Annotated in this window: 21 protein-coding genes and 1 tRNA gene; 10 read left to right on the top strand and 12 right to left on the bottom strand. The window is 62.7% G+C overall.

Annotated elements, in window-relative coordinates; all coding sequences use genetic code 11:
* Window positions 1-36 precede the first annotated feature (36 nt).
* The 4 genes from NKH90_RS12300 to NKH90_RS12315 form a co-directional block, all read right to left on the bottom strand.
* Window positions 37-567, bottom strand: a complete 531-nt coding sequence (locus NKH90_RS12300; RefSeq protein WP_352472336.1) for a DUF2231 domain-containing protein — start codon at window positions 565-567, stop codon at window positions 37-39.
* Window positions 568-720: 153 nt separating this feature from the next.
* On the bottom strand, window positions 721-1,716 hold the full coding sequence (locus NKH90_RS12305; RefSeq protein ID WP_023677502.1) for an ABC transporter permease: 996 nt from the start codon (window positions 1,714-1,716) through the stop codon (window positions 721-723).
* 23 nt (window positions 1,717-1,739) lie between these two features.
* Window positions 1,740-3,284, bottom strand: coding sequence for a sugar ABC transporter ATP-binding protein (locus NKH90_RS12310; protein WP_352819569.1), 1,545 nt, complete (start codon window positions 3,282-3,284; stop codon window positions 1,740-1,742).
* 112 nt (window positions 3,285-3,396) lie between these two features.
* Window positions 3,397-4,359, bottom strand: a complete 963-nt coding sequence (locus tag NKH90_RS12315) for a sugar-binding protein (protein ID WP_352819570.1) — start codon at window positions 4,357-4,359, stop codon at window positions 3,397-3,399.
* A gap of 459 nt (window positions 4,360-4,818) precedes the next feature.
* Between NKH90_RS12315 and NKH90_RS12320 the strand changes: the two genes are divergently transcribed.
* Window positions 4,819-5,925 carry a LacI family DNA-binding transcriptional regulator gene (locus NKH90_RS12320; RefSeq protein ID WP_352819572.1) on the top strand — a complete coding sequence of 369 codons (1,107 nt, stop codon included), beginning with the start codon at window positions 4,819-4,821 and terminating at the stop codon, window positions 5,923-5,925.
* Window positions 5,926-5,994: 69 nt separating this feature from the next.
* Window positions 5,995-7,137: an alpha-hydroxy acid oxidase gene (locus NKH90_RS12325; RefSeq protein WP_352819573.1), complete on the top strand. Its 1,143-nt coding sequence runs from the start codon at window positions 5,995-5,997 to the stop codon at window positions 7,135-7,137.
* Between the two features lie 121 nt (window positions 7,138-7,258).
* Here NKH90_RS12325 and NKH90_RS12330 read toward each other — a convergent pair whose 3' ends face one another.
* The 3 genes from NKH90_RS12330 to NKH90_RS12340 all read right to left on the bottom strand — a co-directional run bounded on the left by NKH90_RS12330 (window position 7,259) and on the right by NKH90_RS12340 (window position 10,010).
* Window positions 7,259-7,498, bottom strand: coding sequence for a DUF718 domain-containing protein (locus NKH90_RS12330; RefSeq protein ID WP_352819575.1), 240 nt, complete (start codon window positions 7,496-7,498; stop codon window positions 7,259-7,261).
* A gap of 645 nt (window positions 7,499-8,143) precedes the next feature.
* A tRNA-Arg gene (locus tag NKH90_RS12335) sits at window positions 8,144-8,220 on the bottom strand.
* A gap of 302 nt (window positions 8,221-8,522) precedes the next feature.
* A complete protein-coding gene (locus tag NKH90_RS12340) occupies window positions 8,523-10,010 on the bottom strand; it encodes an ATP-binding protein (protein WP_352455990.1) in 1,488 nt (495 codons plus the stop codon).
* 335 nt (window positions 10,011-10,345) lie between these two features.
* Here NKH90_RS12340 and rpmH point away from each other — a divergent pair, with 335 nt between their 5' ends.
* The 5 genes from rpmH (at window position 10,346) to yihA (ending at window position 14,133) form a co-directional block, all read left to right on the top strand.
* Entirely contained in the window at window positions 10,346-10,480 is a 135-nt protein-coding gene (rpmH, locus tag NKH90_RS12345; RefSeq protein ID WP_008833937.1) for a 50S ribosomal protein L34, read from the top strand.
* 23 nt (window positions 10,481-10,503) lie between these two features.
* Window positions 10,504-10,857, top strand: a complete 354-nt coding sequence (gene rnpA / locus NKH90_RS12350; RefSeq protein WP_352539960.1) for a ribonuclease P protein component — start codon at window positions 10,504-10,506, stop codon at window positions 10,855-10,857.
* 13 nt (window positions 10,858-10,870) lie between these two features.
* Entirely contained in the window at window positions 10,871-12,694 is a 1,824-nt protein-coding gene (gene yidC / locus NKH90_RS12355; RefSeq protein ID WP_352472342.1) for a membrane protein insertase YidC, read from the top strand.
* Between the two features lie 144 nt (window positions 12,695-12,838).
* Window positions 12,839-13,477 carry a CatB-related O-acetyltransferase gene (locus tag NKH90_RS12360; RefSeq protein ID WP_352819577.1) on the top strand — a complete coding sequence of 213 codons (639 nt, stop codon included), beginning with the start codon at window positions 12,839-12,841 and terminating at the stop codon, window positions 13,475-13,477.
* A complete protein-coding gene (gene yihA, locus NKH90_RS12365; RefSeq protein WP_352472343.1) occupies window positions 13,474-14,133 on the top strand; it encodes a ribosome biogenesis GTP-binding protein YihA/YsxC in 660 nt (219 codons plus the stop codon). Before NKH90_RS12360 ends, yihA begins: the two co-directional genes overlap by 4 nt.
* Before the next feature lie 21 nt (window positions 14,134-14,154).
* Here yihA and NKH90_RS12370 read toward each other — a convergent pair whose 3' ends face one another.
* On the bottom strand, window positions 14,155-14,904 hold the full coding sequence (locus NKH90_RS12370; protein WP_352819579.1) for a TetR/AcrR family transcriptional regulator: 750 nt from the start codon (window positions 14,902-14,904) through the stop codon (window positions 14,155-14,157).
* A gap of 143 nt (window positions 14,905-15,047) precedes the next feature.
* Here NKH90_RS12370 and NKH90_RS12375 point away from each other — a divergent pair, with 143 nt between their 5' ends.
* Window positions 15,048-16,226: an HlyD family secretion protein gene (locus NKH90_RS12375; protein WP_352819580.1), complete on the top strand. Its 1,179-nt coding sequence runs from the start codon at window positions 15,048-15,050 to the stop codon at window positions 16,224-16,226.
* Between the two features lie 22 nt (window positions 16,227-16,248).
* Window positions 16,249-17,847, top strand: coding sequence for a DHA2 family efflux MFS transporter permease subunit (locus tag NKH90_RS12380; RefSeq protein ID WP_502898830.1), 1,599 nt, complete (start codon window positions 16,249-16,251; stop codon window positions 17,845-17,847).
* A 125-nt stretch (window positions 17,848-17,972) separates the two neighbouring features.
* Here NKH90_RS12380 and msrB read toward each other — a convergent pair whose 3' ends face one another.
* The 4 genes from msrB to NKH90_RS12400 form a co-directional block, all read right to left on the bottom strand.
* Window positions 17,973-18,473, bottom strand: a complete 501-nt coding sequence (gene msrB / locus NKH90_RS12385) for a peptide-methionine (R)-S-oxide reductase MsrB (RefSeq protein WP_352682583.1) — start codon at window positions 18,471-18,473, stop codon at window positions 17,973-17,975.
* A 174-nt stretch (window positions 18,474-18,647) separates the two neighbouring features.
* The gene (locus NKH90_RS12390) at window positions 18,648-19,205 is read right to left on the bottom strand and encodes a fasciclin domain-containing protein (protein WP_023677486.1); all 558 of its coding nucleotides are present in this window, start codon (window positions 19,203-19,205) and stop codon (window positions 18,648-18,650) included.
* A 204-nt stretch (window positions 19,206-19,409) separates the two neighbouring features.
* Window positions 19,410-20,114, bottom strand: coding sequence for an anti-sigma factor (locus tag NKH90_RS12395; protein WP_352682418.1), 705 nt, complete (start codon window positions 20,112-20,114; stop codon window positions 19,410-19,412).
* Complete coding sequence (locus tag NKH90_RS12400; RefSeq protein ID WP_023677484.1) at window positions 20,111-20,650, bottom strand: sigma-70 family RNA polymerase sigma factor; 540 nt, start codon at window positions 20,648-20,650, stop codon at window positions 20,111-20,113. Before NKH90_RS12400 ends, NKH90_RS12395 begins: the two co-directional genes overlap by 4 nt.
* A 126-nt stretch (window positions 20,651-20,776) precedes the next feature.
* On the opposite strand from NKH90_RS12400, the gene NKH90_RS12405 reads away from it, so the two are divergent.
* A complete protein-coding gene (locus NKH90_RS12405; RefSeq protein ID WP_352819582.1) occupies window positions 20,777-22,273 on the top strand; it encodes an amidase in 1,497 nt (498 codons plus the stop codon).
* The last annotated feature ends 55 nt before the right edge of the window (window positions 22,274-22,328 follow it).

The following is a 22,328-nucleotide window of genomic DNA, read 5'->3' on the forward strand; positions in this document are numbered from 1 at the left end:
TTTGGAAATCGGTATCCAGTTTTCGGGATTATGGCCTCATGCGGCGTGCCGGTCCCGACCAGCGTGACGAGTATCCGTGGCAGTGGTTGTCGAAGGCTTCGCTGGCGCATCCGCTGGTGTATCCAGAACTGCAACGTGGTGCCGATACACCATCTCCCAGCCCTTCCAGCCGGTGAACAGCAGTATGCAGACCACTATGAACGACAAGAGCGCACCCCATGGGCGGACCGCGGCTTCGGCGCCTTGCGCATAGCGAAGGTAGAAATTGATCAGTGCCACAACGACCGCGGTCAAGTTGCCCAGCATGTGGTACCAGGCGTCGGACAAGGCGCGAATGCGCGGCTCGTTGAGGAAGTCGATAAAACCGGCTGTCGCAGCGAGAAGGGCCATTACGATGGCTGCCCCGATCAGCCACATCGATGCCCGTGCCCAGAAGGCATCGGCAGTCCCCCAGAAAACCAGGTCGGTGACAAACGCACCGACAAGAAACGCGACAGGAAAAGGTATCAGCATCGGGTGGAGGGGGTGAGTTCCTACTTTGGCGGTACTAACTGGATTCGTGGGCATGGGACGCCTCCGCGCAGCAAAGCTTAAATAAACGCTCAGATACGGGTTTCGTTCCAAATAGAGACCGACCTGAACTGCTGTCGCGAAGCTCCGGCTGACTCTCTCACGCCACCTGCCATGGCAGTCGGCGTATTTCATCCAGCTATTTTTGCGTCACTCAGCGGCAGCACCCGCCACGCCCTTGCGTGTGGCTTCCAGCATCCGCCGCCGCGCCCTGAATACGCCCCATTGCTGGTCGACCAGCACGCCGATGAGGATCACCCCGCCCATGACGGCGAAGTTGAGCGAGGACGGGATGCCGAGCAGGTTGACGAGGTTCTGCAGCTCCTGCAGCAGCACGGTGCCGAGCAGGACGCCGATCAGCGAGCCTTCGCCGCCTCGCAGCGAGAAGCCGCCGAGCACCGCGGCCGCGATGGCATAGAGCTCGTAGAACTGGCCGTGGCTCGCCGGCGAGATCGAGCGTGTGTACATGGCGAAATAGATAGCTGACAGCGCCGTCAGCACGCCGCAGATGACATAGGCGGCCATGACGATGCGGCCGGTGCGGATGCCGGAATATTTTGCCGCTTCCTCGTTCTTGCCGATGGCATAGAGATAGCGCCCGAACACCGACCGGTGCAGCACCACCCACATGACGACGGCGATGACGATCAGCGCGATGAAGCTGTTCGGCACGCCCCAGGACCGCCCCGCCGTCAGGAACTCGAGTTCCGGGAAGTTCTGTCCGAAGGCAAAGCCGGCGGTGCCGTCAGCGGTGTAGAAGCGCGCCACGCCGCGATAGATCAACAGGCCGCACAAAGTCACCACGAAAGGCTGCAATTTGAGCCGGGTGATCAGCCAGCCATGCGCCAGCCCGATGATGCCGCCGAGCACCAGGATCAGCGGCAGGGCGACCGGCCAGGCCATGCCGCGCGTGGCGATGAAGTCGATGAACAGCACGCCGAGCAGCGCAACCACCGAGCCGACCGACAATTCGATGCCACCGGTGATGATGACGAAGGCTTGGCCAATCGACAGGATGCCGAACAACCCGATCAGGTTCGAGGTGTTGGCGAGATTGATCGGCAGCAGGAAGCGTGGGTTGATGATTGCCACCACCGCGCCGACCACCAGGATCAGGATCAGCAGGCCGAGATCTTTCTTGCTCATCGTCTTCTCCCAGTGCCTGCGAACTACTTCGGCTGCTTGCCGACCGCCAGCAGCAGCACGTTTTCCTGGCTGAACCGGTCCTTGTCGAGAATGCCCGAGATCTGGCCTTCATGCATGACGGCAATGCGGTCGGAAACGCCGATCACCTCCTCCATGTCGCTGGAGATCATCAGCACGGCGACGCCGGCATCGGCCAGCGCCCGCATCAGCCCGTAGATCTCGGCCTTGGCGCCGATGTCGATACCGCGGGTCGGTTCGTCGAGAATCATCACCTTCGGCTTCATCGCCAGCCATTTGGCCAGCACGACCTTTTGCTGGTTGCCGCCGGACAGCGTGCCGGTGCGCGTCTGCACGGAGGGCGCCCTGATGCCGAGATCGGTCTTCTGCTTCTCGGCGGTGGCGGCCTCGGCGCCGGCCGAGACCAGCGAGCGCCGCGAATGCGCCGGCAGATTGGGCAGCGAGATGTTTTGGGCGATCGAAAGGTCGAGCAGGATGCCGGTCAGCTTGCGATCCTCGGGGACGAGGAAAATACCGTTGGCCACTGCGTCCGCGGCCGAACCAAGAACCAGATCTTTTCCGTCAAGCTGGAACGAGCCGCCAAAGCTCTTGTCGATGCCGAACAGGACGCGCGCCAGCTCCGTCCGGCCGGAGCCGACGAGACCGGCGAGGCCGAGGATCTCGCCATGCCTGACATCGAGGTCGACGGGCCGGTCGGGATAGGCAGCGGTGCGAATGGCCTTGACCGACAGCGCGACAGAGCCCGGCGGGCGCGCCGATTCCGCGGCCTTCTCGCGCTCCTTCAGCATGCGGCCGATCATCAGCTTGACCATCTGGTCGTGATTGATCGCGCTCTTCGGCAAGGTTCCGGCGAGCATTCCGTCCCTGAGCACGACGACGCGGTCGGCGACGCGCTCGACCTCGTGAAGGCGGTGCGAGATGAAAATGACACTGATGCCGTCTGCCTTCAGCGCCTTGATGACGCCGAGCAGCTTGTCGGTTTCGGCGATCGGCAGGCTCGAGGTCGGTTCGTCGAGGATAACCAGCCTTGCCTCGATCGACAGCGCCTTGGCGATCTCGACCATTTGCTGCTGGGCCAGCGACAGCGCCGACACCGGCGTATCGGCCGAGAAATTGGCGCCCACGCGTTTGAGCAGCGGCGCCGCCTGCGCTCGCAGCCTGGCGCGGTCGACGAGCTTGAGCGGCCCGGCGCGCAGCGGTTCGCGGCCAAAGAAGATATTGGCGGCCACGTCGAGGTTTTCGAACAGGTTGAGTTCCTGGTGGACGAAGGCGATGCCCGAGCCGATGCTCGCCTCGACAGTCAGCCCGTCATGGGCGGCGCCATCGACGGTGATGGTGCCGGTGTCCGGCCTGGTCACGCCCCCGAGGATCTTCATCAGCGTCGATTTGCCGGCGCCGTTTTCGCCGACCAGGCCGATGACCTCGCCGGGCCTTACGTCCATCGAGAATCCGTCCAGCGCGACGACACCGGGATAGGTCTTGCGCACACCGTCGAGGCTCAGGAACGGAGCGGCCGTGGATGCAACGATGGATGGGTCGGAATAATTCATCACGCCTGACAGCAGCCGGTGAGCCGTTTGGTCTCAGACTGACGGGCCTCGCGAGGCCCGTCAATAGAACGCCGGCTCAAGACGAACCTTGAGCCGGCGCAACCTAATTTGCTCAGTTTCCAGACATCGCCTTGAGGCTGGCGGCGTAGGCGTCGACATCGTCCTTGCCGATGATCTTGGTCGGGATGATGATCAGGCCATCGGCGGGAATGCCCGACTTATCGCCCTCGAGATAGGCAGCCATCAGCTTCATGCCCTGATATGCCCATTCGAAGGGCTGCTGCACGACGGTGGCGGCGACGGTGCCTTCCTTGACGCCGCCCAGCGTGATCGGATCGTCGTCGAAGCCGACGACGGTGATCTGGCCGAGCTTGCCGGCATCGCGCAGCGCTTCATAGATGCGCGGCGTGTTGTAGGAATAGAAGCCGACCATGCAGGTGACGTCAGGGCTGGCGACCAGCGCGTCCTCGACGTTCTTCTTGGCGCGAGCCTGATCGATGTCGTCGCCACGCACGTCGACCAATTCGATCTTGGTGCCCGCGAGACCTTCCTTCATGCCCTGGATACGTTCCTTGGCATTGTCGGCGCCGAGCAGGCCGACGAAGCCGAGGCACTTGCCGCCGTCAGGCATTGCCTTCTTGGCGATCTCTGCCGCCTGCTTGCCGGCATCGACATTGGAAGAGCCGATATAGGCGACACGCTTGGTCTGTGGTGCGTCGCTGTCGGTGGTGAACAACGCCGTTTCCGAGGCGATCTTGTTCAGCCCGTCGGTCGACGTCTTGGGATCGACGGCCGAGACCATGATCGCCTTCACGCCGGCCGTCACCAGATCGTCCATCAGGCGCTGCTGGATGGCGACCGAGGACTGCTCCGGATATTTGAGCTCCAGATTGTATTTGGGCAGTTCGCCTTGAGCCTTCTTGACGCCGGCTTCGGCCGCCTTCCAGAAATCGGAAGCGCCGTTGACGACGAAGGCCAGAGTCGGCTTGTCGTCGGCCCGCGCAATTGCGCTGGCGGAAAGGCCGAGCAGCAGGGCCGCAGCGGCGACGGACGCATTTCGTATCGCAGATTTCATATTCAACCTCCCATTTGACTCAGTAATTTTCGCTGATGATGAACGTGCCGGCGCGGCTTGGACGCCCTCCTCCTCAAGGGTTTCCGGCAGCGAAGAACGACGCCATTCCAGCCGCTATCGTCGACTTTAGAGACTCATTCGCCGTTCGTAAATAGTCCGATTTGTCTGACATTTCCCGGAGCGGCAGGCAAGCTTCGACTGACGGGAACCGTCCGATACCAGGCTGACTTGCGTTCCGAACATGCGCGGTCCGACGTCGTCCGGGCATGATGGATTGACGTTATAGGGATGCCAGATATTAGTAAAGAGTATTAGTTTGGTCGGGATTCTCGCCCACAAACAAGTGAGGCCTCCCCAGTCGCAACCGTTTTGGATCGGGGACTAAATCGCCTAAGAGAGTCGATTATATCTATTAGTATCGCTTCGCCCTATAAATGCGAGATTCGCGGGACCAATGACATGAACGAACCACTGCGTGATCCCGTCCTTGAGGGTACCAGGCGGCGCAAGCTGTCCGGGAAAAAACCCAAGGGCCGCGTTACCATGACCGACATCGCCAGGGCGGCAGGCTGTTCGCAGGCGACGGTTTCGTTCGTGCTCAACAACACGCCGGGCATCAGGCTGTCGCAGCAAACCCGAGAGCGGGTGATCGAGACGGCGCGAACGCTGGGCTATTCGCCGCCCGTGTTTTCTGCCTTGCGAGCCCCGGTTGCCGCATTCGACGGGCTGGATGGCGTGATCGGCTTCGCCGTCGACCAGTTGGCGACCAGCCCGGAGGCGGTCGTCGCCATTGAAGGGGCGCGGCAAGCCTCGTGGAACGCCGGCAATGTGCTTTTGGTGGCGCAGACCATGGGCGACGAGGTGATGGAGCCCCGTGCCATCGCGGCTCTGACCAAGCGGGGCATTTCGGCGCTGATCTACATGACCATTTTCACCCGCGAGATCGTCGCGCCGGACTATCTCTACGGCCTCGACATTCCGGTCATCCTGCTCAACTGCTACACCGCCGACTATGCCTTCCCCGCCGTGGTGCCGAGCGAGATCGCCGGCGGCCAGAGCTCCACCCGCCACTTGATCGGCCATGGCCACCGGCGCATCGCCACCATCACCGGCGAGCCCTGGATGCAAGCGGCGCAGGACAGGCTGAAGGGCTACCGCCGGGCGCTGGCGACGGCCGACATTCCGTTCGACCCGGCGCTGGTCGTCGAAGGCGACTGGTCGGCGAGCGCCGGCTATGCCGCGACCGTCAAGCTCTTGGCGCTGAAGGACCGGCCGACCGCCATCTTCTGCCAGAACGACCGCACCGCGATCGGCTGCTACGAGGCGCTAAAGGAGGCCGGGCTGCACATCCCCCGGGATATTTCGGTGATCGGTTATGACGACGAGGAGATCGCGCGGCATCTGTTCCCGCCGCTGACGACGTCGATCCTGCCGCATATGGCGATGGGACAATGGGCGATCGAGCAGCTCGAAGTCCCCGCTGCTCCCGGTCGTGGCCGCTATCCCATCACCAAGCTCGAATGCCCGCTGGTGGAGCGGGAGTCGGTTGGCGCTCTGGCGGGCTGAGGCGAGAGCGCCGGCGATCGACAATGGCACAGGCTTGACATCGGGCCCGGCATATACCCGATTGATTTCATGAGATTGCAAAGCTGCTACAATTTTCAGGACTTCCGCCGGCTGGCAAAACAGCGCCTGCCAGGTCCGATCTTCAATTATATCGATGGCGGCGCGGACGACGAGACGACGCTGCGGCGCAACACGGCGGCGTTCGAGGACTGCGATCTCGTCCCCAACGTCCTTGCCGGCGTCGGACAGGTCGACATGTCGGTCACCGTCATGGGCCAGAAGCTGGCGATGCCGGTCTATTGTTCGCCGACGGCTCTCCAGCGACTGTTTCACCATAGCGGCGAGCGCGCCGTCGCCGCGGCGGCGGAGAAGTTCGGCACGATGTTCGGCGTCTCGTCGCTCGGCACGGTCAGCCTGGAGGAAGTCCGCAAGCACAGGACGCCGCAGGTCTATCAGTTCTATTTCCACAGGGATCGCGGCCTGAACCGCGCCATGATGGAGCGCGCCAAGGCGTCCGGCGTCGAGGTGATGATGCTGACGGTCGACAGCGTCACCGGCGGAAACCGCGAGCGTGACCTGCGGACCGGCTTTTCCATCCCCTTTCGGCTTACGCCCGGCGGCATGATGCAGTTCGCGATCAAGCCGAGATGGGCTATCGACTATTTGACACACGAAAAGTTCAGCCTGCCGCAGTTGGACGACCATATCGATCTCGGTGGCGGAGCGCTTTCCATCAGCCGCTATTTCACGGAGATCCTCGATCCATCGCTGGATTGGAAGGACGTCGAAGACATGGTCCGCTTCTGGAACGGCCAGTTCTGCCTGAAGGGGATCATGAGCGTCGCCGATGCCAGAAAAGCCGTCGACATCGGCTGCACCGGTATCGTTCTGTCAAATCATGGCGGCAGGCAGCTGGACGGCTCGCGCAGCCCCTTCGACCAGCTGTCGGAGATCGTTGACGCGGTGGGCGACAAGATAGACGTCATCATCGACAGCGGCGTCCAGCGCGGCACGCATGTGCTGAAAGCCCTGTCGTTGGGCGCCAAGGCCGTCGGCGTCGGGCGCTACTATCTCTTCCCGCTGGCAGCCGCCGGACAGGCCGGCGTCGAACGGGCACTCGGCCTGATGCGAACCGAGATCGAACGCGACATGCGGCTGATGGGATGCAGGTCGGTGGCAGAGCTTTCCAGGGGGAATGTGCGGTTTAGGTGATAGAGCCGGGAAGTGGCGCACGGCATAAGCTTTTCGAAGTGCGAAGCTATACCGACCTGCCGCTGCTCCTGCCGTCCGTTTCGAAGACAGCCTCGCCGGAAACAGCATCCGTATATCCGCCCTAAAGCTGCTGCAACGTATGCCGGAACCGATCAGGATTGCCTAGCATTTTGGGCCTGGCATCGACCATGTGCTGGAACGTGTCACACTCTCCAATCGAGAAGAAGGCGCCGTCTCCCGATTTGATGAGAGCCATTTTTCGCAATCCCTCGAAGTTGCGCGGAGCGCTGCCGAACAGTTCAACGAATTCGTCTTCACTACCCGGCTTGACCCGGAAGCGGACGCTGTTGAATGCCGTCATGTACGTTCCCCCGTGAAAGAACTGAAAACCTCGAATATGCGAGGCCCTAACGCACCTCGAACCCTTCGAACAGGTGTACAGAAAAATCGGAAGGTTGGCTTCAGTCACCTCTGGCCGAAAGCTCCGTTTCTGGCGCTATTTTGCGAGGAAGAGGACGACGCTCGATCTCAATCGGTACGCCCTTCCGACCGGCAATGAAACGCACTGTTAACGCCGTTCGCGGGTGACAGGGTGTTGGCCGCAGTTCGAAGATATAATCTGCGTCTCGCTGTCAGTTGCGGAGGCGAAATGAACTTGCTTCGGATTGCGCTCTTGTGCACGGCCGTGATCGACCTTGGAATACCGGCCGTTCGCGCTGAGGATCGGCCTGTGCCGCAGAACAATAAAGCCGCAACAGCGCAGCCGCCCGTTCATTGTGAAGGCCAAAATTGTCTGCCGCCGGCGAAAGATCCGGTGCAGGAATGCACCGGCCAGGATTGCACGCCAGGCCCGCCGACTGAACCGGCCCCGGAGATTAAGCAGGCCGACTGAGTAGCATCAGCGGACCATCCGCTCTTTGCAAGGACGGCGCTCACTCAAGGCAACCTTCCGGCCAGTGGCGGCAGATTCTGTTACCTATGTCCCCGGGCCGTACATTGAGTTTAATGGCGCGCCCGAAGAGATTCGAACTCCTGACCCCCAGATTCGTAGTCTGGTGCTCTATCCAGCTGAGCTACGGGCGCGCAACAGGCCATGCTTTGCATAGCGCCGCGATCCGATCCTGGCGACCGGCCGCGAATGTGAGCTGTTCCCTAGCGACTGAATTTGCGAAAAGCAAGCCGATCCTGGCCAAAAGTTTTGCCGTCATGTTTTGCCGTCATGCGCCGGCCGGCGAAGGCAAGATCACTTCACGCAGCGGCCGAGCCGATAGGTCGTCGTCTTGGACCGGTCATTTGCCAATCGGAACGGTCCGTAACGAAACGAGCCGTTGCACGGCGACCGAGCCACCCTTTGTGATTGAAACGATCCGTAACGAAACGGTTCGTTACGCCGGGCGGCGCAGCCCGTTGCGGGCCTGGTCGAGCCGGACCGGCTGGTCGGGAATGGTGACCGCGAATGTAGTGCGACCGCCGATCGATTCGACCAGCTCCACCGTGCCGCCATGGGCGCGGATCAATTCATGGGCGATCGCCAGGCCAAGGCCGGTGCCGCCGCTGCGGGCCGAGCCGCGAAATGCCGCGAACAGGTTTTCGCGCGCCTTAGGCGGCAGGCCGGGGCCGGTGTCGGTGACGACGATGCGGCTGACGCTGCCGATGCGCTCGGCCGATATGGTCAGGCGGCGCACCACGGCGCTCTCGGTGTCCGCCGCCATCGCCTGCACGGCGTTGCGGCTAAGATTGGTGAGCACGCGGAACAGCTGGTCGGAATCGGCATCGACCTCGAGCACCGGGTCGACGGCGTTGACGAATTCGATGCCGCATTCGATGTCGAGCAGGCCCTGGACGTCTTCGACCAGCTGGCGCAGCCGCAGTCTGCGGCGCGACGGCGGCGGCTCCTGGGTGCGGCCATAGGCCAGCACGCCCTCCGAGTAGGACACCGCACGGTCGAGCGCGCGCAGCAGTTTTGGCGCGAAGGCCTGCACGGTCGGGTCCTTGACCTGGCGCAGGCGGTCCGACATGAGCTGCGCCGAGGCGAGGATGTTGCGCATATCGTGGTTGATCTTCGACACGGCCAGGCCGAGATCGGCCAGGTGCTTCTGCTCGGTCAGCATCTTCTGCAGCCGCTCCTGCATCTGCGACAGCTCGCGTTCGGCGACGCCGATCTCGTCGGCCCGGGCGGCGGGGTGAATGATGCGACCGGGGTCGTCGGGCGCCTCGGAAAAGGACAGCATCGAGCGTGTCATCGTCCTGATCGGGCCGATCATGATCAGGTCTATCGCGGCGTAGACCAGCATGGCGGTGAACAGCGAGATCAGCAGCGAGACGAAGGCGACGTTGCGCGAATAGATCAGCATGGCATTGCGCAGGCGGTGGTCGGGCATGATCAGCTCGAATTCTTTGTCGCTGTCGCCGACCGGCCCGAAAACGCGCAGCATCCGCTTGCCGCCGAAAAACAGCGTGTCCAGCGCGCCGGTCATACCCTCGATCATGCCGACATTGGCGATATCGATATGCTCGTCGACCTGCGGCGGCATTTCGGCCACGACCAGCAGCCGCGAGACGCCGCCGTCGCGCACGGCGATCGCCTTGGCGCCGATCGCCATCAGTACGTCGTTCTGGGCGGCACGCGACAGCGAGGCAGGTTCGCCCTGCACCAGGACGATGGAAACCGCGGCGGCGGTGCTCAGCCTCTCCTTCAGCCAGCTCAGCCTGTAGCTGGCGATCCAGGGCACGAAGATGAGGATTTCGGCCAAGAGCACGAAGACGATGGTGAGCAGCAGCAGCTTGGTCGACAGGCCGCGCGCCAGCGGCACCCTGCGGGTGGCGGCCTTCGCCTGGGCGATGCTTTCGTCGGTTGCTGGGACTTCACTCATGCTCGTCGTCACGGCTGCCTGTCATCACGGCTGCTTGTCTTAGGGACTGCTCGTCTTCACGATCGCTTGATCGGGCAAGATTAGGCGATTGCGGCTTTTTTGCCAAATTCATCCTTGGTCGAAGCCGGACAAAGGGCCGCAAGGACTTACCTGCCGGTCCGACAACGCCGGCCCGACACGCTGGATTGACTTCCAAAACCCTTCTTTCTATAAGCCCGCTCACGCTCGGGCCATTCGTCCCGGCGCGGTTTCGATCGCGCCAAAACCGGCCCGGCAAAGCTCCTGTTACAAAGTGACAGAATCAAGAAGGGCCGCACCCCGCGGTATTTAAACAAATGAAGCGTACTTACCAGCCGTCCAAACTCGTCCGCAAACGCAGGCACGGTTTCCGGGCCCGCATGGCCACCAAAGGTGGCCGCGGCGTCGTCGCAGCCCGCCGCAACCGCGGCCGCAAGCGTCTCAGCGCCTGAGCACCAAGCGAGAGACAAGATCGTTGCCCGCAACCGGCAAGCCAACGGGTGCCCATCCCAAGCGGCTTCTGAAGCGCGCGGAATTCCTGGCTGTCCGCCGCGGCGAAAAGCGCCGCGGGCGGCTTTTCCTCGTCGAGGTCCTGGGCCGCGGCGACAGCGAGGCGCCGCGCGTCGGCTACACCGTCACCAGGAAGGTCGGCAACGCCGTCGTTCGCAACCGCATCCGGCGGCGGCTCAGAGAGGCCGTGCGCACGCATGCCGCCGATGACATGGCGCCCGGCAATGATTATGTCATCGTCGGGCGCGAAGACGTGCTTACCACTCCGTTCGGCCAGTTGAAGGCCGAACTCTCCCGCAGATTGCGTGGAACACGATAGGCCAAGGGCTTCGATGGAAAACAACCGCAACTTCTTCATCACCATCGCACTGTCGGTGCTGATCCTGGCGCTTTGGCAATATTTCTATGTGATGCCGCGCAGCGAGATGCAGCGCGAAGCCGCCCGCATCGAAGAGCAGCGCGTGGCGGAGCAGAAGAAGGCCGCCCAAGGCACCAGCCCGGGCGCCAGCGAAACACCGGTGCAGCCGGGCGCCATTCCGAACGCGCCTGGCGGCGAAGCCGTCACCGCGGCCGGCCGCGACCAGGCGATTGCCTCGACCAGCCGCGTCAAGATCGACACGCCGAGCCTCGAAGGCTCGATCAACCTCATCGGTGCGCGCCTCGACGACCTCCGGCTCAAGCACTACACGGAGACGGTCGACAAGACTTCGCCCGAGATCGCGTTGCTCAACCCGGCGTCCCTGCCGAACGGCTATTTCGCCGAGATCGGCTTTTCCGGCACGCCGGATGTGGGCAGGCTGCCCGGCCCTGACACGGTCTGGCAGACCGACGGCAATGCGACTCTGACGCCAGCGACGCCGGTCACGCTGACCTTCACCAATGACAAGGGCCTGACCTTCAAGCGCACCTTCTCTGTCGACAGCCAATATATGTTCACCGTGTCCGACACGGTCCAGAATGGGGGCTCGGCACCCGCGACGTTGTCGAACTATGGCCGCGTCACCCGTTTCGACAAGCCGGCTATCGCCAGCACTTATGTGCTGCACGAGGGCCTGATCGGTGTTACCGGCAGCGAAGGCCTGCAAGAGTACAAATACTCCAAGGTCGAGTCGGAGAGAGAATTCAAGCCAGGCAAGTCGACCGACGGCTGGCTCGGCATCACCGATAAATACTGGGCGGTGACCCTGGTGCCGCCGAGCGGCCGCGAATTTCAGCCCAAATTCTCTTATTTCGAGTTCAAGAGCGGGCCCCATCCGCACAGCTACCAGTCCGATTTCCTGTCCGATCCGGTCACGATCGCTCCCGGGCAATCGACGACCGTGGAATCGGAGATATTCGCCGGCGCCAAGGAAGTTTCGACGATCAACGCCTATGAAAAGGACCGTCATATCCGCCAGTTCGACCTTCTGATCGACTGGGGCTGGTTCTATTTCATCACCAAGCCGATGTTCTGGCTGATCGACACGCTCTACAAATTCTTCGGCAATTTCGGTCTGGCGATCCTCGCCACCACCGTCATCGTCAAGGCGCTGTTCTTCCCGCTCGCCAACAAGTCCTATGCGTCGATGGCGAACATGAAGAAGGTGCAGCCCAAGATGCTCGAGATCCGCGAGAAATACGCGGACGACAAGATGAAGCAGCAGCAGGCGATGATGGAGCTCTACAAGACCGAGAAGATCAATCCGCTCGCCGGCTGCTGGCCGGTGGCATTGCAGATCCCGGTGTTCTTCTCGCTCTACAAGGTGCTCTACATCACCATCGAGATGCGGCACGCGCCGTTCTTCGGCTGGATCCAGGATCTGGCGGCGCCGGACCCGACATCGATTTTCAACCTGTTCGGGCTGATCCCCGTTACCTTGCCGCACATGCTGATGATCGGCGTCTGGCCGCTGATCATGGGCGTGACGATGTTCCTGCAGATGCGCATGAACCCGACGCCGCCGGACCCGACGCAGGCGGCGATCTTCACGTGGATGCCCGTGATCTTCACCTTCATGATGGCGGGTTTTCCGGCCGGCCTCGTCATCTACTGGGCCTGGAACAACACGCTGTCGATCCTGCAGCAGGGCGTGATCATGAAGCGGCAGGGCGCCAAGATCGAATTGTGGGACAATCTGGTCGCGCTGTTCCGCAAGAAACCGTCGCCGGCGGAATAGCCGGCGCTCCGATAGTGCGAAACCAGAAAGCCCCGGTTCGTCCGGGGCTTTTTGCACAGGCTGCCCGCCTGGATTAAGCGATTGGTACTGCCGGACGGATCGCGCTATTTTGACCTGGCTGGCAGTTGCCCGACGGAGCTCGATATGACCGGACCCAATCCATCGATCAAGCATCCGATCCCGTTGCACACGCGCGTCGGCTTTCTGAAGCCGCTGGTGACGGCGCCGAATATCGAGATCGGCGACTTCACCTATTATGACGACCCTGACGGACCCGACAAATTCGCCGAAAAATGCGTGCTGCATCATTATCCGTTCATCGGCGACAGGCTGATCATCGGCAAGTTCTGCGCCATTGCCGAAGGCGCGCGCTTCATCATGAACGGCGCCAATCACGCCATGTCCGGCTTTTCGACCTATCCGTTCAACATCTTTGGTCACGGCTGGGAGGAAGGTTTCGACCCGGCGACATGGTCGAAGGAGGTGCGTGGCGACACAATCGTCGGCAACGACGTCTGGATCGGCATGGAAGCGGTTATGCTGCCGGGCGTGAAGATCGGCGACGGCGCCATCGTCGCGGCAAAGTCGGTGGTGACGCACGATGTGCCGGCCTATGCGATCGTCGCCGGCAATCCGGCCGAAGTGGTGAAGATGCGCTTCGATGACAGGACCATCCGGCGGCTGCTGGCGCTGGCGTGGTGGCACTGGCCAGTGGAAAAGATCAGCCGCAATCTCGATGCTATTCGTGGCAGCAACATTTTTCTTCTGGAGGCGGCGGTTTGAACGCGTTGAACAAGACCACGATCGGCATCGAATTGTTCACGCGAGCCTGGATCTTCATCCGCGGCGTGCCGGCGATGAAATTCCTGCCGCCGGAGGGACCGCCCGAGATCGCCTTTGCCGGCCGCTCCAATGTCGGCAAATCGTCGCTGATCAACGCGCTGGTCAACCAGAAGGGGCTGGCGCGCACCTCCAACACACCGGGCCGCACGCAAGAGCTCAACTATTTCGTGCCGGGCGGATTTTCGGGAGAGGGCGCCGACCTGCCGCCGATGGCGCTGGTCGACATGCCGGGCTATGGCTACGCCACGGCGCCGAAGGAAAAGGTCGACGAGTGGACGAAGCTCGTGTTCGACTATCTCAAGGGCCGGGTGACGCTGAAGCGCGTCTACGTGCTGATCGATGCCCGCCATGGCATCAAGGCCAAGGACGACGAGGTGCTGTCGCTGCTCGACAAGGCGGCGGTGTCGTATCAGATCGTGCTGACCAAGACCGACAAGATCAAGGCGGCGGGGGTACCGCGACTGGTCGAGGAAACGCTCCAGAAGATCAAGAAACGCCCGGCGGCCTTCCCCTTCGTGCTCGCCACGTCGTCGGAAAAGAGCGAGGGCCTCGAGGAATTGCGTGCGGCGATCGTGCTCGCCGCCAATGGCGGATAGGCCACCGACCCTGGCAGCCTGTCAGGCGGGGCTGGAGGCCCGTTCCTGCTCTGCAAGCTGTTCGGTGCCGTAGGCCTTCAGGAACACATCGACGCCCGACCTGACGATGTGTTCGATCTCGGCCACACTTGGCGCCTTGGTGCGATAGGCGAAAATGCACTGGCGGAAAAGACCGGCCAGACACAGCTCGGTGAACTGATAGGCGGCAAGCTCGACGTCGTCGATCTTCAGCAGGCCGCGTTCGACAGCCATGTTGAGGAAAACGACGACCCTGTCATGGCCACGCTTCGGGCCGCGTTCGTAGAACCGGGCACCAAGCTCCGGGATGCGTTCCGACGCGCCGATCACCGTCCGCTGCGCCAGGATGACCCTCGCGGAAGTGATCTTCATGGACAGCACGATGCCGAACTTCACCAACGTCTGGCGAAGGTCGCCGATCTGGTCGAGCACCTCATACATGTTCTTGAAAATCGTGCCGCGCTCTTCCTCGATCAGCGCTTCGAAGAGCTCTTCCTTGTTGGCGAAGTAGACATAGATGGTGCCCTTGGACACGCCGGCCTCGCGCGTAATGTCGTTCATCGACGCGGCTTCGAAGCCCTTTTCGATGAAGACACGGCGCGCACCGTCGATGATCTGGCTGCGCTTGACCGGGTCTTGACCCGCGGCCGGGCGGCCGCGCGGCAGGCTGTCCAGCAGATCGCACTGGTCCTTGCCAGCGCTGGGCAATGGGCCTGAATCAGGCAAAGGAGCGGCCTTGGGGGCTTCGGCCATAATGTCACACCTCGTAAAATAATTCGAACCATCCGGTTCGATTGCTCTTGATATGGTCCTCTTTAAGCGCTAAGTCAACGTCGAGATCGAACCGAACGGTTCAGTCTGACAAAATTCAGCGCCAGTTAATTTAGAGAGATATCATGTCCTCGAACGCGCCCACCAGTGCCGAAGTCCGCCCCTTCCCCAGTGCCAAGGTCCAGCCTGCGATCGAAGCGCCGGAAACCCCTCTCAAGCCCGCCGACGTCACCCCGCTGGCTCCCGCCAAGAAGAAGCGCTCGACGCGCTCGATGTTGTTGCCCATCATCGGCCTGGCCCTGCTGGGCGCCGGCGCCTGGTATGGCTATGATTACTGGACCGACGGGCGCTTCATGATCACGACTGACGATGCCTATGTCCAGGCCGACACCGCGTTCATCTCGCCAAAAATCTCGGGTTATGTCGATCAGGTCAAAGTGACCGAGAACCAGCAGGTGAAGGCCGGCGACCCGCTGCTGATCGTCGATGACGGTGACTACAAGATAGCCGTTGCTCAGGCCGAGGCGCAGATCGCCACGTTGAGCAAGACGCTCGACCGCATCGATGCCCAGACCGAGGCGGCGCGCGCCTCGCTCAAGCAGGCGCAGGCGCAGAAGACCGCCGACCAGGCCGCGGCCGACAATGCGAAGCGAGCTCAGGTTCGTGCCGCCCAGTTGCTCAAGACCCGCGTCGGTACCCAGGCCCAGTTGGACGATGCCCAGACGGCGGTCGAGCAAGCCAATGCCGCACTAGCCGGCGCCGACGCGCAGATCGCGGCGGCTCAGGCGAATATCGGCGTGCTCCAGGCGCAGCGGGCGGAATCGGCAAGCACGCTGGGCTCGCTGCAGCTTGCCCACGACAAGGCGGTGCGGGATCTGTCCTTCACCGTGCTGCGCGCACCCTATGACGGCGTGGTCGGCAACCGCTCGGTCGAGCAGGGCGACCTGATCAGCCCCGGACAGAAGCTCGCCGTCATCGTGCCAATGGACAAGCTCTACATCGTTGCCAACTTCAAGGAGACCCAGCTTGCCCGGCTGGTGCCTGGTGAAAAGGTCAGAGTGTCGGTCGACGCGATCGACGGTCAGGACATCGAGGGTACCGTGTCGTCGCTGGCCCCGGCTTCGGGAGCAGTGTTCTCGCTGCTGCCGCCGGAAAATGCCACCGGCAATTTCACCAAGGTGGTGCAACGCGTTCCGGTTCGCATAGACGTGCCCGCGGATGTGCTGAAGACGGGCAAGCTGCGCGCCGGCCTGAGCGTCGTCGTCGCCGTCGACAGCCGCACCGCGCCTTCGGCATCGAAGTAAAGCGGAACCGGGAGCAAGGGTCATGGCGACCGCAACCCTAATTGCAGGATCGGCGCCGGCGCCAGCCATGCCGGTGCCGGTCGACCACATCTCGACGCGCCGCGTCATCGCCTTCCTGGCAATGGTGTTCGGCATGTTCATGGCCATCCTGGACATCCAGATTGTCTCGGCCTCGCTGGCCGAGATCCAGGCGGGCCTCAGCGCCAGTTCGGACGAGATTCCGTGGGTGCAGACGGCGTATCTGATTGCCGAGGTGGTAATGATCCCGCTGTCGGGCTTCCTCAGCCGGATGCTGTCGACGCGGGTGCTGTTCACAATCTCGGCGGCAGGTTTCACCGCGGCCAGCGCGCTGGCGGCGACCGCAACCAATATCGACCAGATGATCGTCTACCGCGCCGTGCAGGGCTTCATCGGCGGCGGCATGATCCCGAGCGTCTTTGCAGCCGCCTTCACCATCTTCCCGCCGTCGCGTCGCGCCATCGTCTCGCCGATGATCGGCCTGGTGGCGACGCTGGCGCCAACCATCGGCCCGACCGTCGGCGGCTATATCAGCCATGCCATGTCCTGGCACTGGCTGTTCATGGTCAACGTCGTGCCCGGCATTCTGGTGACGACGGCCGCCTGGTCGCTGATCGACTTCGACAAACCCAATCTCAAGCTGTTCAGCAAGTTCGACTGGTGGGGGCTCGCCGGCATGGCCGCCTTCCTGGGCTGCATGGAATATGTGCTGGAGGAAGGTCCCAACAACGACTGGCTGCAGGATCAGGCGGTGTTCATCTGCGCCGTCATCATGACCTTCGGCGCGGTGCTGTTCTTCTGGCGCGTGTTCACCGCCGAGGAGCCGATTGTCGATCTGAGGGCTTTCAGCAATATCAATTTTGCCTTCGGCTCGCTGTTCTCCTTCGTCGTCGGCATCGGCCTCTACGGTCTGACCTATCTTTATCCGGTGTTCCTGGGGCGGATCCGCGGCTACGATTCGATGATGATCGGCGAGGCGCTGTTCGTCAGCGGCCTGGCCATGTTCTTCACTGCGCCGATCTCCGGCATCCTGTCGAACAAGATGGACCCGCGCATCATGATGATGATCGGCTTCTTCGGCTTCGCCACGGGGACCTGGTGGATGACGCATCTCACCGCCGACTGGGATTTCTATGAACTGCTGATCCCGCAGATCCTGCGTGGCTGCTCGATGATGCTTTGCATGGTGCCGATCAACAACATTGCGCTCGGAACCTTGCCGCCGGAGCGGCTGAAGAATGCGTCTGGCCTGTTCAACCTGACCCGCAATCTCGGCGGCGCCGTCGGCCTGGCAGTCATCAACACCGTGCTGATCGACCGCAATGCCTTCCACTACGCCAGGCTCTCCGAGCACGTGCAATGGGGAAGTGCCGCTGCACAGCAGAAGCTGCAGAATATGACGCTCAACTTCGAGCAGACCGCCGGGCTCGACGCCTCCAAGGCGGCTATCTCCAAACTGTCAGGCATGGTCCAGCAGCAGGCGTCGCTGCTGTCGTTCATGGACGTATTCTTCATGCTGACGGTTTTGTTCGCGACGCTTGGGCTCTTCACCCTGGTGATCCGCAAGCCAGCCGCTCAAGGCGGCGGTGGTGGAGGCCATTGAGGCGCGCTGGATTCCCCGCCTGGCGCCCTCCGCATGACCCCGAAAAGCGATTTTCGGGGTCATGCGCAAAATCAACCATTACGAAGTCCTCTCGCGCTCCGACAAAGTCAGGGTCGCAGCCGTCCTCACGCCGTCGCCGGCTTGAAGGTCAAGGCAACGCCATTGATGCAGTGTCGCAACCCGGTCGGCGGCGGACCGTCGTCGAATACGTGGCCGAGATGGCCGCCGCAGCGGCGACAATGGACCTCCGTGCGGGTCATGCCCAAAGACCTGTCCACGGTCTTGCCGACGGACTTCGGGATTTCCTGCCAGAAGCTCGGCCAGCCTGTGCCGGAATCGAACTTGGTCTCTGACGAATAGACCGGCAGGCCGCAGCCGGCGCAAGCGAAGATGCCTTTGCGGTGCTCGTTGAGCAGCGGACTGGTGCCCGGGTATTCCGTGCCCTCCTTGCGCAGCACATTGAAGGCCGCGTCGGACAGGATGGCGCGCCACTCGGCTTCGGTCTTGGTAACCTCGAAAGTCTCAGCCGCGCGTGCATCCTGGGCTCCGCCCATGCGCAGCGCGGTGGCGCCTGCGACAACGCCAATGGCTGCCGCACCACTCAAAAGAAGCTCGCGACGGTTCATGGCCATTCCTCCTGTCATTGCTTGTGCCAAATTCGACCGCCACACGGAAATCAAAAGCCGGTGACGATCGCTGTCCTCAAAGCGGGACTCCGCGCCTATCCACATCTTGCGTGAACGGCGCGGAGTGTGCGCAGGGAGGCCCTTAGCGATATCTTCGCCGGCAGCGTGCGTTTGTTACATCTTCGGCAGGAGAACCTTGTCGACGACGTGGATGACGCCGTTGGACTGCTCGACATCGGCGATCGTCACATTGGCGACGTTGCCGTTCTCGTCGGTCACGGTGACCTTGCCGCCGTCGGCCTTGAGCGACAGTTCGCAACCACCGACCGTCTTGACCTTGTGGGTGCCGCCGTCGTTCTTGACCATCTTGGCGACGTCGGCGGCCATCGCTTTGGCGCCGATGACATGGCAAGTCAGGATCTTGACGAGCTTGTCCTTGTTTTCAGGCCTGAGCAGCGTCTCCACCGTGCCGGCTGGAAGTGCCGCAAAGGCCTCGTTGGTCGGCGCGAACACAGTGAAGGGGCCAGCGCTTTGCAGCGTATCGACCAGGCCGCCTGCCTTGACGGCAGCGACCAGCGTCGTGTGGTCCTTCGAGTTGACAGCATTTTCGACGATGTTTTTCTGGGCATACATGGCGGCGCCGCCGACCATCGGATTTTGAGCATAGGCAATGGTGGCGAGCGCGGAAATGGCGACCGTGCCGGCAAGCAAAAGGGTGGCGAATTTACGCATGATTTCAATCTCCTCTGGTTATCGTTCCCCTCATTTGGGAACGCAAGGATATACGCGATAGAAATGCTGGAGTTTCGCCCTCTCCGCAAAAAAATATTTGTCGCTGCAATTTGCCCGGCGCGGATCGACAGCCGCTAACAAGCTTTGCAGGCGTTTAAATCACGGGAGATAGATTTCAGGTCTGCTTCCGGAGATGAGAAGCGGTCAGATGCTCTTCAGATCGCCCGCTGCGACCACCGGTCCAGTCGGCTGGCCGGTCGGTGAACCGCCGGCAGGCTCAACGCTGACCGCAAGCACGGCGCCTTGCGCCAATTTCTCCTGGACGGCGGGCGGGATGGGCAAATGCGCGGTCGCACCGGCCGGGATGACGCCCATCGACACCGGCGCCTTCTTGCCTTCGATCATCCACAGCTCGAAGTCCTTGCCGGCGGCCCGCTCGCCGGAAACGTGGGAAAGACCGACCTCGTGACGGGCGGCATCGTAGACGACGAGATATTTGACGTCGCTGCCTTCGGCCGCCAGCGAGGCGACAAGCCGCGCCTGCGGCGGTTCGGTGGACGGGCGGAAGTAAGGCACGGCGATGTAGATCGCCAGCGCCGCAATGGCGGCGGCGGCAAGACCGCGCCAGAAGCCAAGGCTCGACCACAGGCCGGCGCGCGGCTCTGCAGCGAACAGCCGGCGGTCCAATGCTTCCTTGACCCTGATCGGAGGCTCTGTCTCCGGATAGGCGGCGGCCATCGGCGAAAGATGCGCCTCCCACGCATCGATAAGGCGCGCGAAGGCGGCGTCCGCATCGATGCGGCGCGACGCGATCTCGCGTTCATCGGCGGCCAGAACGCCAAGAACGTATTCGGCGGCGAACAGGTCGTCGCCCCCACGTTCCGGTCCATTGTCGTCAGCCAGCGTCATCTTTCCAGGCATTCTCTCAGTTTCAACAGGCTGCGCCGCAGCCAGGTCCGCATCGTGTTCAGCGGTACGCCATAGCGCTCCGCCAGTTCGGCATAGCTTTTGCCATCCAGATAGGCGCCCCGGACGGCCGCCGCCCGGTCCTTCTCCAATTCCTTGAGACAATGGTAGATGCGTTCGGACTCACCGCCCGCCACGGCCATGGCCTCCGGCCCCGGCGCCGGATCGGCCACGTCGAGCGCGGCATCGATATAGGCGGCAGGCTCTCGCCGCGCCCTGATCCGATCGATCGCATGATTGCGCGCAATGGCCACCAGCCAGGAGATCGGGCTCAGATCCGAAACGGCGAAACGGTCCGCCTTCGTCCATATCTTGACGAAGACCTCTTGAAGCGCTTCTTCAGCATCTCCCCGATCCTTCAATACACGAAGGCAGACGCCGAAAAGTTTCGCGCTGGTCTGCCGGTAGAGCAGATCGAACGCAGCCCGGTCCTTCATCGAAGTCCGGACAATCAGGTTGCTGATGTCCTGCGGCGTCATCCGCCGCCAAATTAGGCGATTGCAATGCATTTGCAACGACTGAAATGGTCTTGCGCACCGGCAGCGCCAGCGTCGATTGCCAATGAAATCGCCGCCCGCTAGCTTGCAATGAGCGGGAGGGCGACCATGTCGATCGAGCGGGTTCTGTGGGAGCATGACGCAACCGGCCAGGCCGCACTCGTGCACAAGGGAGAGATCACACCGCAAGATCTCGTCGATGCGGCGATCGCCCGGGCCGAGGCCACCCTGCCCGAGATCAACGCCATCGCCGAACCGCTTTTTGAGGCGGCGCGGGCGCGAGCGAAAACCGTCGACCACAAGCTGCCGCTTGCCGGAGTGCCCTTTGCGCTGAAGGACCTCGGCATCGCCATGAAAGGCGTGCCGACGCATGGCGGCAGCCGCATCCCAGCTTTCACCCCCGATTTCAGTTCGGTGATGACGGAACGCTATCTGGCCGCCGGCCTGATCCCGATCGCCACCAGCACCGCACCCGAACACGGGCTGAGGCTGGTGACCGAGTCGGTGGCTTACGGCGTCACCCGCAATCCATGGAACACCGCGCATACGACCGGCGGTTCCTCGGGCGGTGCGGCTGCGCTGGTCGCGGCCGGCGTCGTGCCGGTGGCGCATGCCTCGGATGGCGGCGGCTCGATCAGGGTGCCTGCCGCTTGCACCGGGCTGGTCGGGCTGAAAACCTCGCGCGGCCGCGTACCCTTGACGCCGCTCGTCACGGAAAGCTGGTACGGCTTCGTCGTCGACCATGCGTTGGCCCGCTCGGTGCGCGATACGGCCCTGCTGCTCGACCTGACCCACGGGCCCGACCCGCTGTCGCCCTACGCGGCACCCTCGCCGAACGGCAGTTTCACTGCGGCCGCCGGGCGCGATCCGGGCAAGCTCAAGCTCGCCTTCTATCGAAAATCGCCGCTCGGCTTGCCGATATCGGAAGAGACGTTGAAAGCTCTGGATGCGGCGATCGGGCTGGCGCGCGAAGGCGGGCACGGCGTCGAGGAGATCGACCTGCCCTATATCGATCGTGATTTCATCGCCGATTTCGCCAGAACCGTCGCCGCGGCGGTGGCCGGCACGATGCGTGGCGAGGCCTTGCGCGTCGGCCGCTCCATCTCAGGCGACATCGAACGCGCCACGCGCGTGATGAGCCGGTTCGGAGAAATCCTCTCGGCCGGCGAAATCTATGCCGGCCTGCAGCGGCTGCACGCAACCTCGCGCCGGCTTATCACCGAAACCGCGCATTATGATGCAGTGCTGATGCCTGTCATCGCGCACCCGCCGCTCGCCTGCGGCACCATGGACCCGAAAGGCGCCGACGAATTCATCGAGAATGTCCTGGACAGACTGCGCCTCGCCGGCCTGCTGAAGTTCAAGCCGCTATTCGGCCAGCTGATGGACAAGAGCCTGTGGTTCACCCACTGGCCGGCGATCCAGAACGTCAGCGGGCAACCGTCGATCACGCTTCCGGTTTACGTCACCGATGCCGGCCTGCCGCTCGGCGTCCAGGCCGCCGGCCGCCCCGGCGACGAGGAAACGCTTTTGTCGTTCGCCGCGCAGATGGAAAGGATCTCGGGCTGGCTGGGCCGACGGGCGCCGCTGCAGCGGCCGGCATAGGCGGTGATTTGATCGATCGTGACAGCAAAGCCGTTTGCCCCCTCGTCCAATTCCC

The sequence above is a fragment of the Mesorhizobium sp. M0898 genome (genome assembly GCF_040319695.1).
GTDB lineage: Bacteria > Pseudomonadota > Alphaproteobacteria > Rhizobiales > Rhizobiaceae > Mesorhizobium.

Coding starts and splice junctions, on each gene's coding strand:
- NKH90_RS12300 (WP_352472336.1), bottom strand. CDS start 567: ATGCCCACGAATCCAGTTAGTACCGCCAAAGTAGGAACTCACCCCCTC.
- NKH90_RS12305 (WP_023677502.1), bottom strand. CDS start 1,716: ATGAGCAAGAAAGATCTCGGCCTGCTGATCCTGATCCTGGTGGTCGGC.
- NKH90_RS12310 (WP_352819569.1), bottom strand. CDS start 3,284: ATGAATTATTCCGACCCATCCATCGTTGCATCCACGGCCGCTCCGTTC.
- NKH90_RS12315 (WP_352819570.1), bottom strand. CDS start 4,359: ATGAAATCTGCGATACGAAATGCGTCCGTCGCCGCTGCGGCCCTGCTG.
- NKH90_RS12320 (WP_352819572.1), top strand. CDS start 4,819: ATGAACGAACCACTGCGTGATCCCGTCCTTGAGGGTACCAGGCGGCGC.
- NKH90_RS12325 (WP_352819573.1), top strand. CDS start 5,995: ATGAGATTGCAAAGCTGCTACAATTTTCAGGACTTCCGCCGGCTGGCA.
- NKH90_RS12330 (WP_352819575.1), bottom strand. CDS start 7,498: ATGACGGCATTCAACAGCGTCCGCTTCCGGGTCAAGCCGGGTAGTGAA.
- NKH90_RS12340 (WP_352455990.1), bottom strand. CDS start 10,010: ATGAGTGAAGTCCCAGCAACCGACGAAAGCATCGCCCAGGCGAAGGCC.
- rpmH (WP_008833937.1), top strand. CDS start 10,346: ATGAAGCGTACTTACCAGCCGTCCAAACTCGTCCGCAAACGCAGGCAC.
- yidC (WP_352472342.1), top strand. CDS start 10,871: ATGGAAAACAACCGCAACTTCTTCATCACCATCGCACTGTCGGTGCTG.
- NKH90_RS12360 (WP_352819577.1), top strand. CDS start 12,839: ATGACCGGACCCAATCCATCGATCAAGCATCCGATCCCGTTGCACACG.
- NKH90_RS12370 (WP_352819579.1), bottom strand. CDS start 14,904: ATGGCCGAAGCCCCCAAGGCCGCTCCTTTGCCTGATTCAGGCCCATTG.
- NKH90_RS12375 (WP_352819580.1), top strand. CDS start 15,048: ATGTCCTCGAACGCGCCCACCAGTGCCGAAGTCCGCCCCTTCCCCAGT.
- NKH90_RS12380 (WP_502898830.1), top strand. CDS start 16,249: ATGGCGACCGCAACCCTAATTGCAGGATCGGCGCCGGCGCCAGCCATG.
- msrB (WP_352682583.1), bottom strand. CDS start 18,473: ATGAACCGTCGCGAGCTTCTTTTGAGTGGTGCGGCAGCCATTGGCGTT.
- NKH90_RS12390 (WP_023677486.1), bottom strand. CDS start 19,205: ATGCGTAAATTCGCCACCCTTTTGCTTGCCGGCACGGTCGCCATTTCC.
- NKH90_RS12395 (WP_352682418.1), bottom strand. CDS start 20,114: ATGACGCTGGCTGACGACAATGGACCGGAACGTGGGGGCGACGACCTG.
- NKH90_RS12400 (WP_023677484.1), bottom strand. CDS start 20,650: ATGACGCCGCAGGACATCAGCAACCTGATTGTCCGGACTTCGATGAAG.
- NKH90_RS12405 (WP_352819582.1), top strand. CDS start 20,777: ATGTCGATCGAGCGGGTTCTGTGGGAGCATGACGCAACCGGCCAGGCC.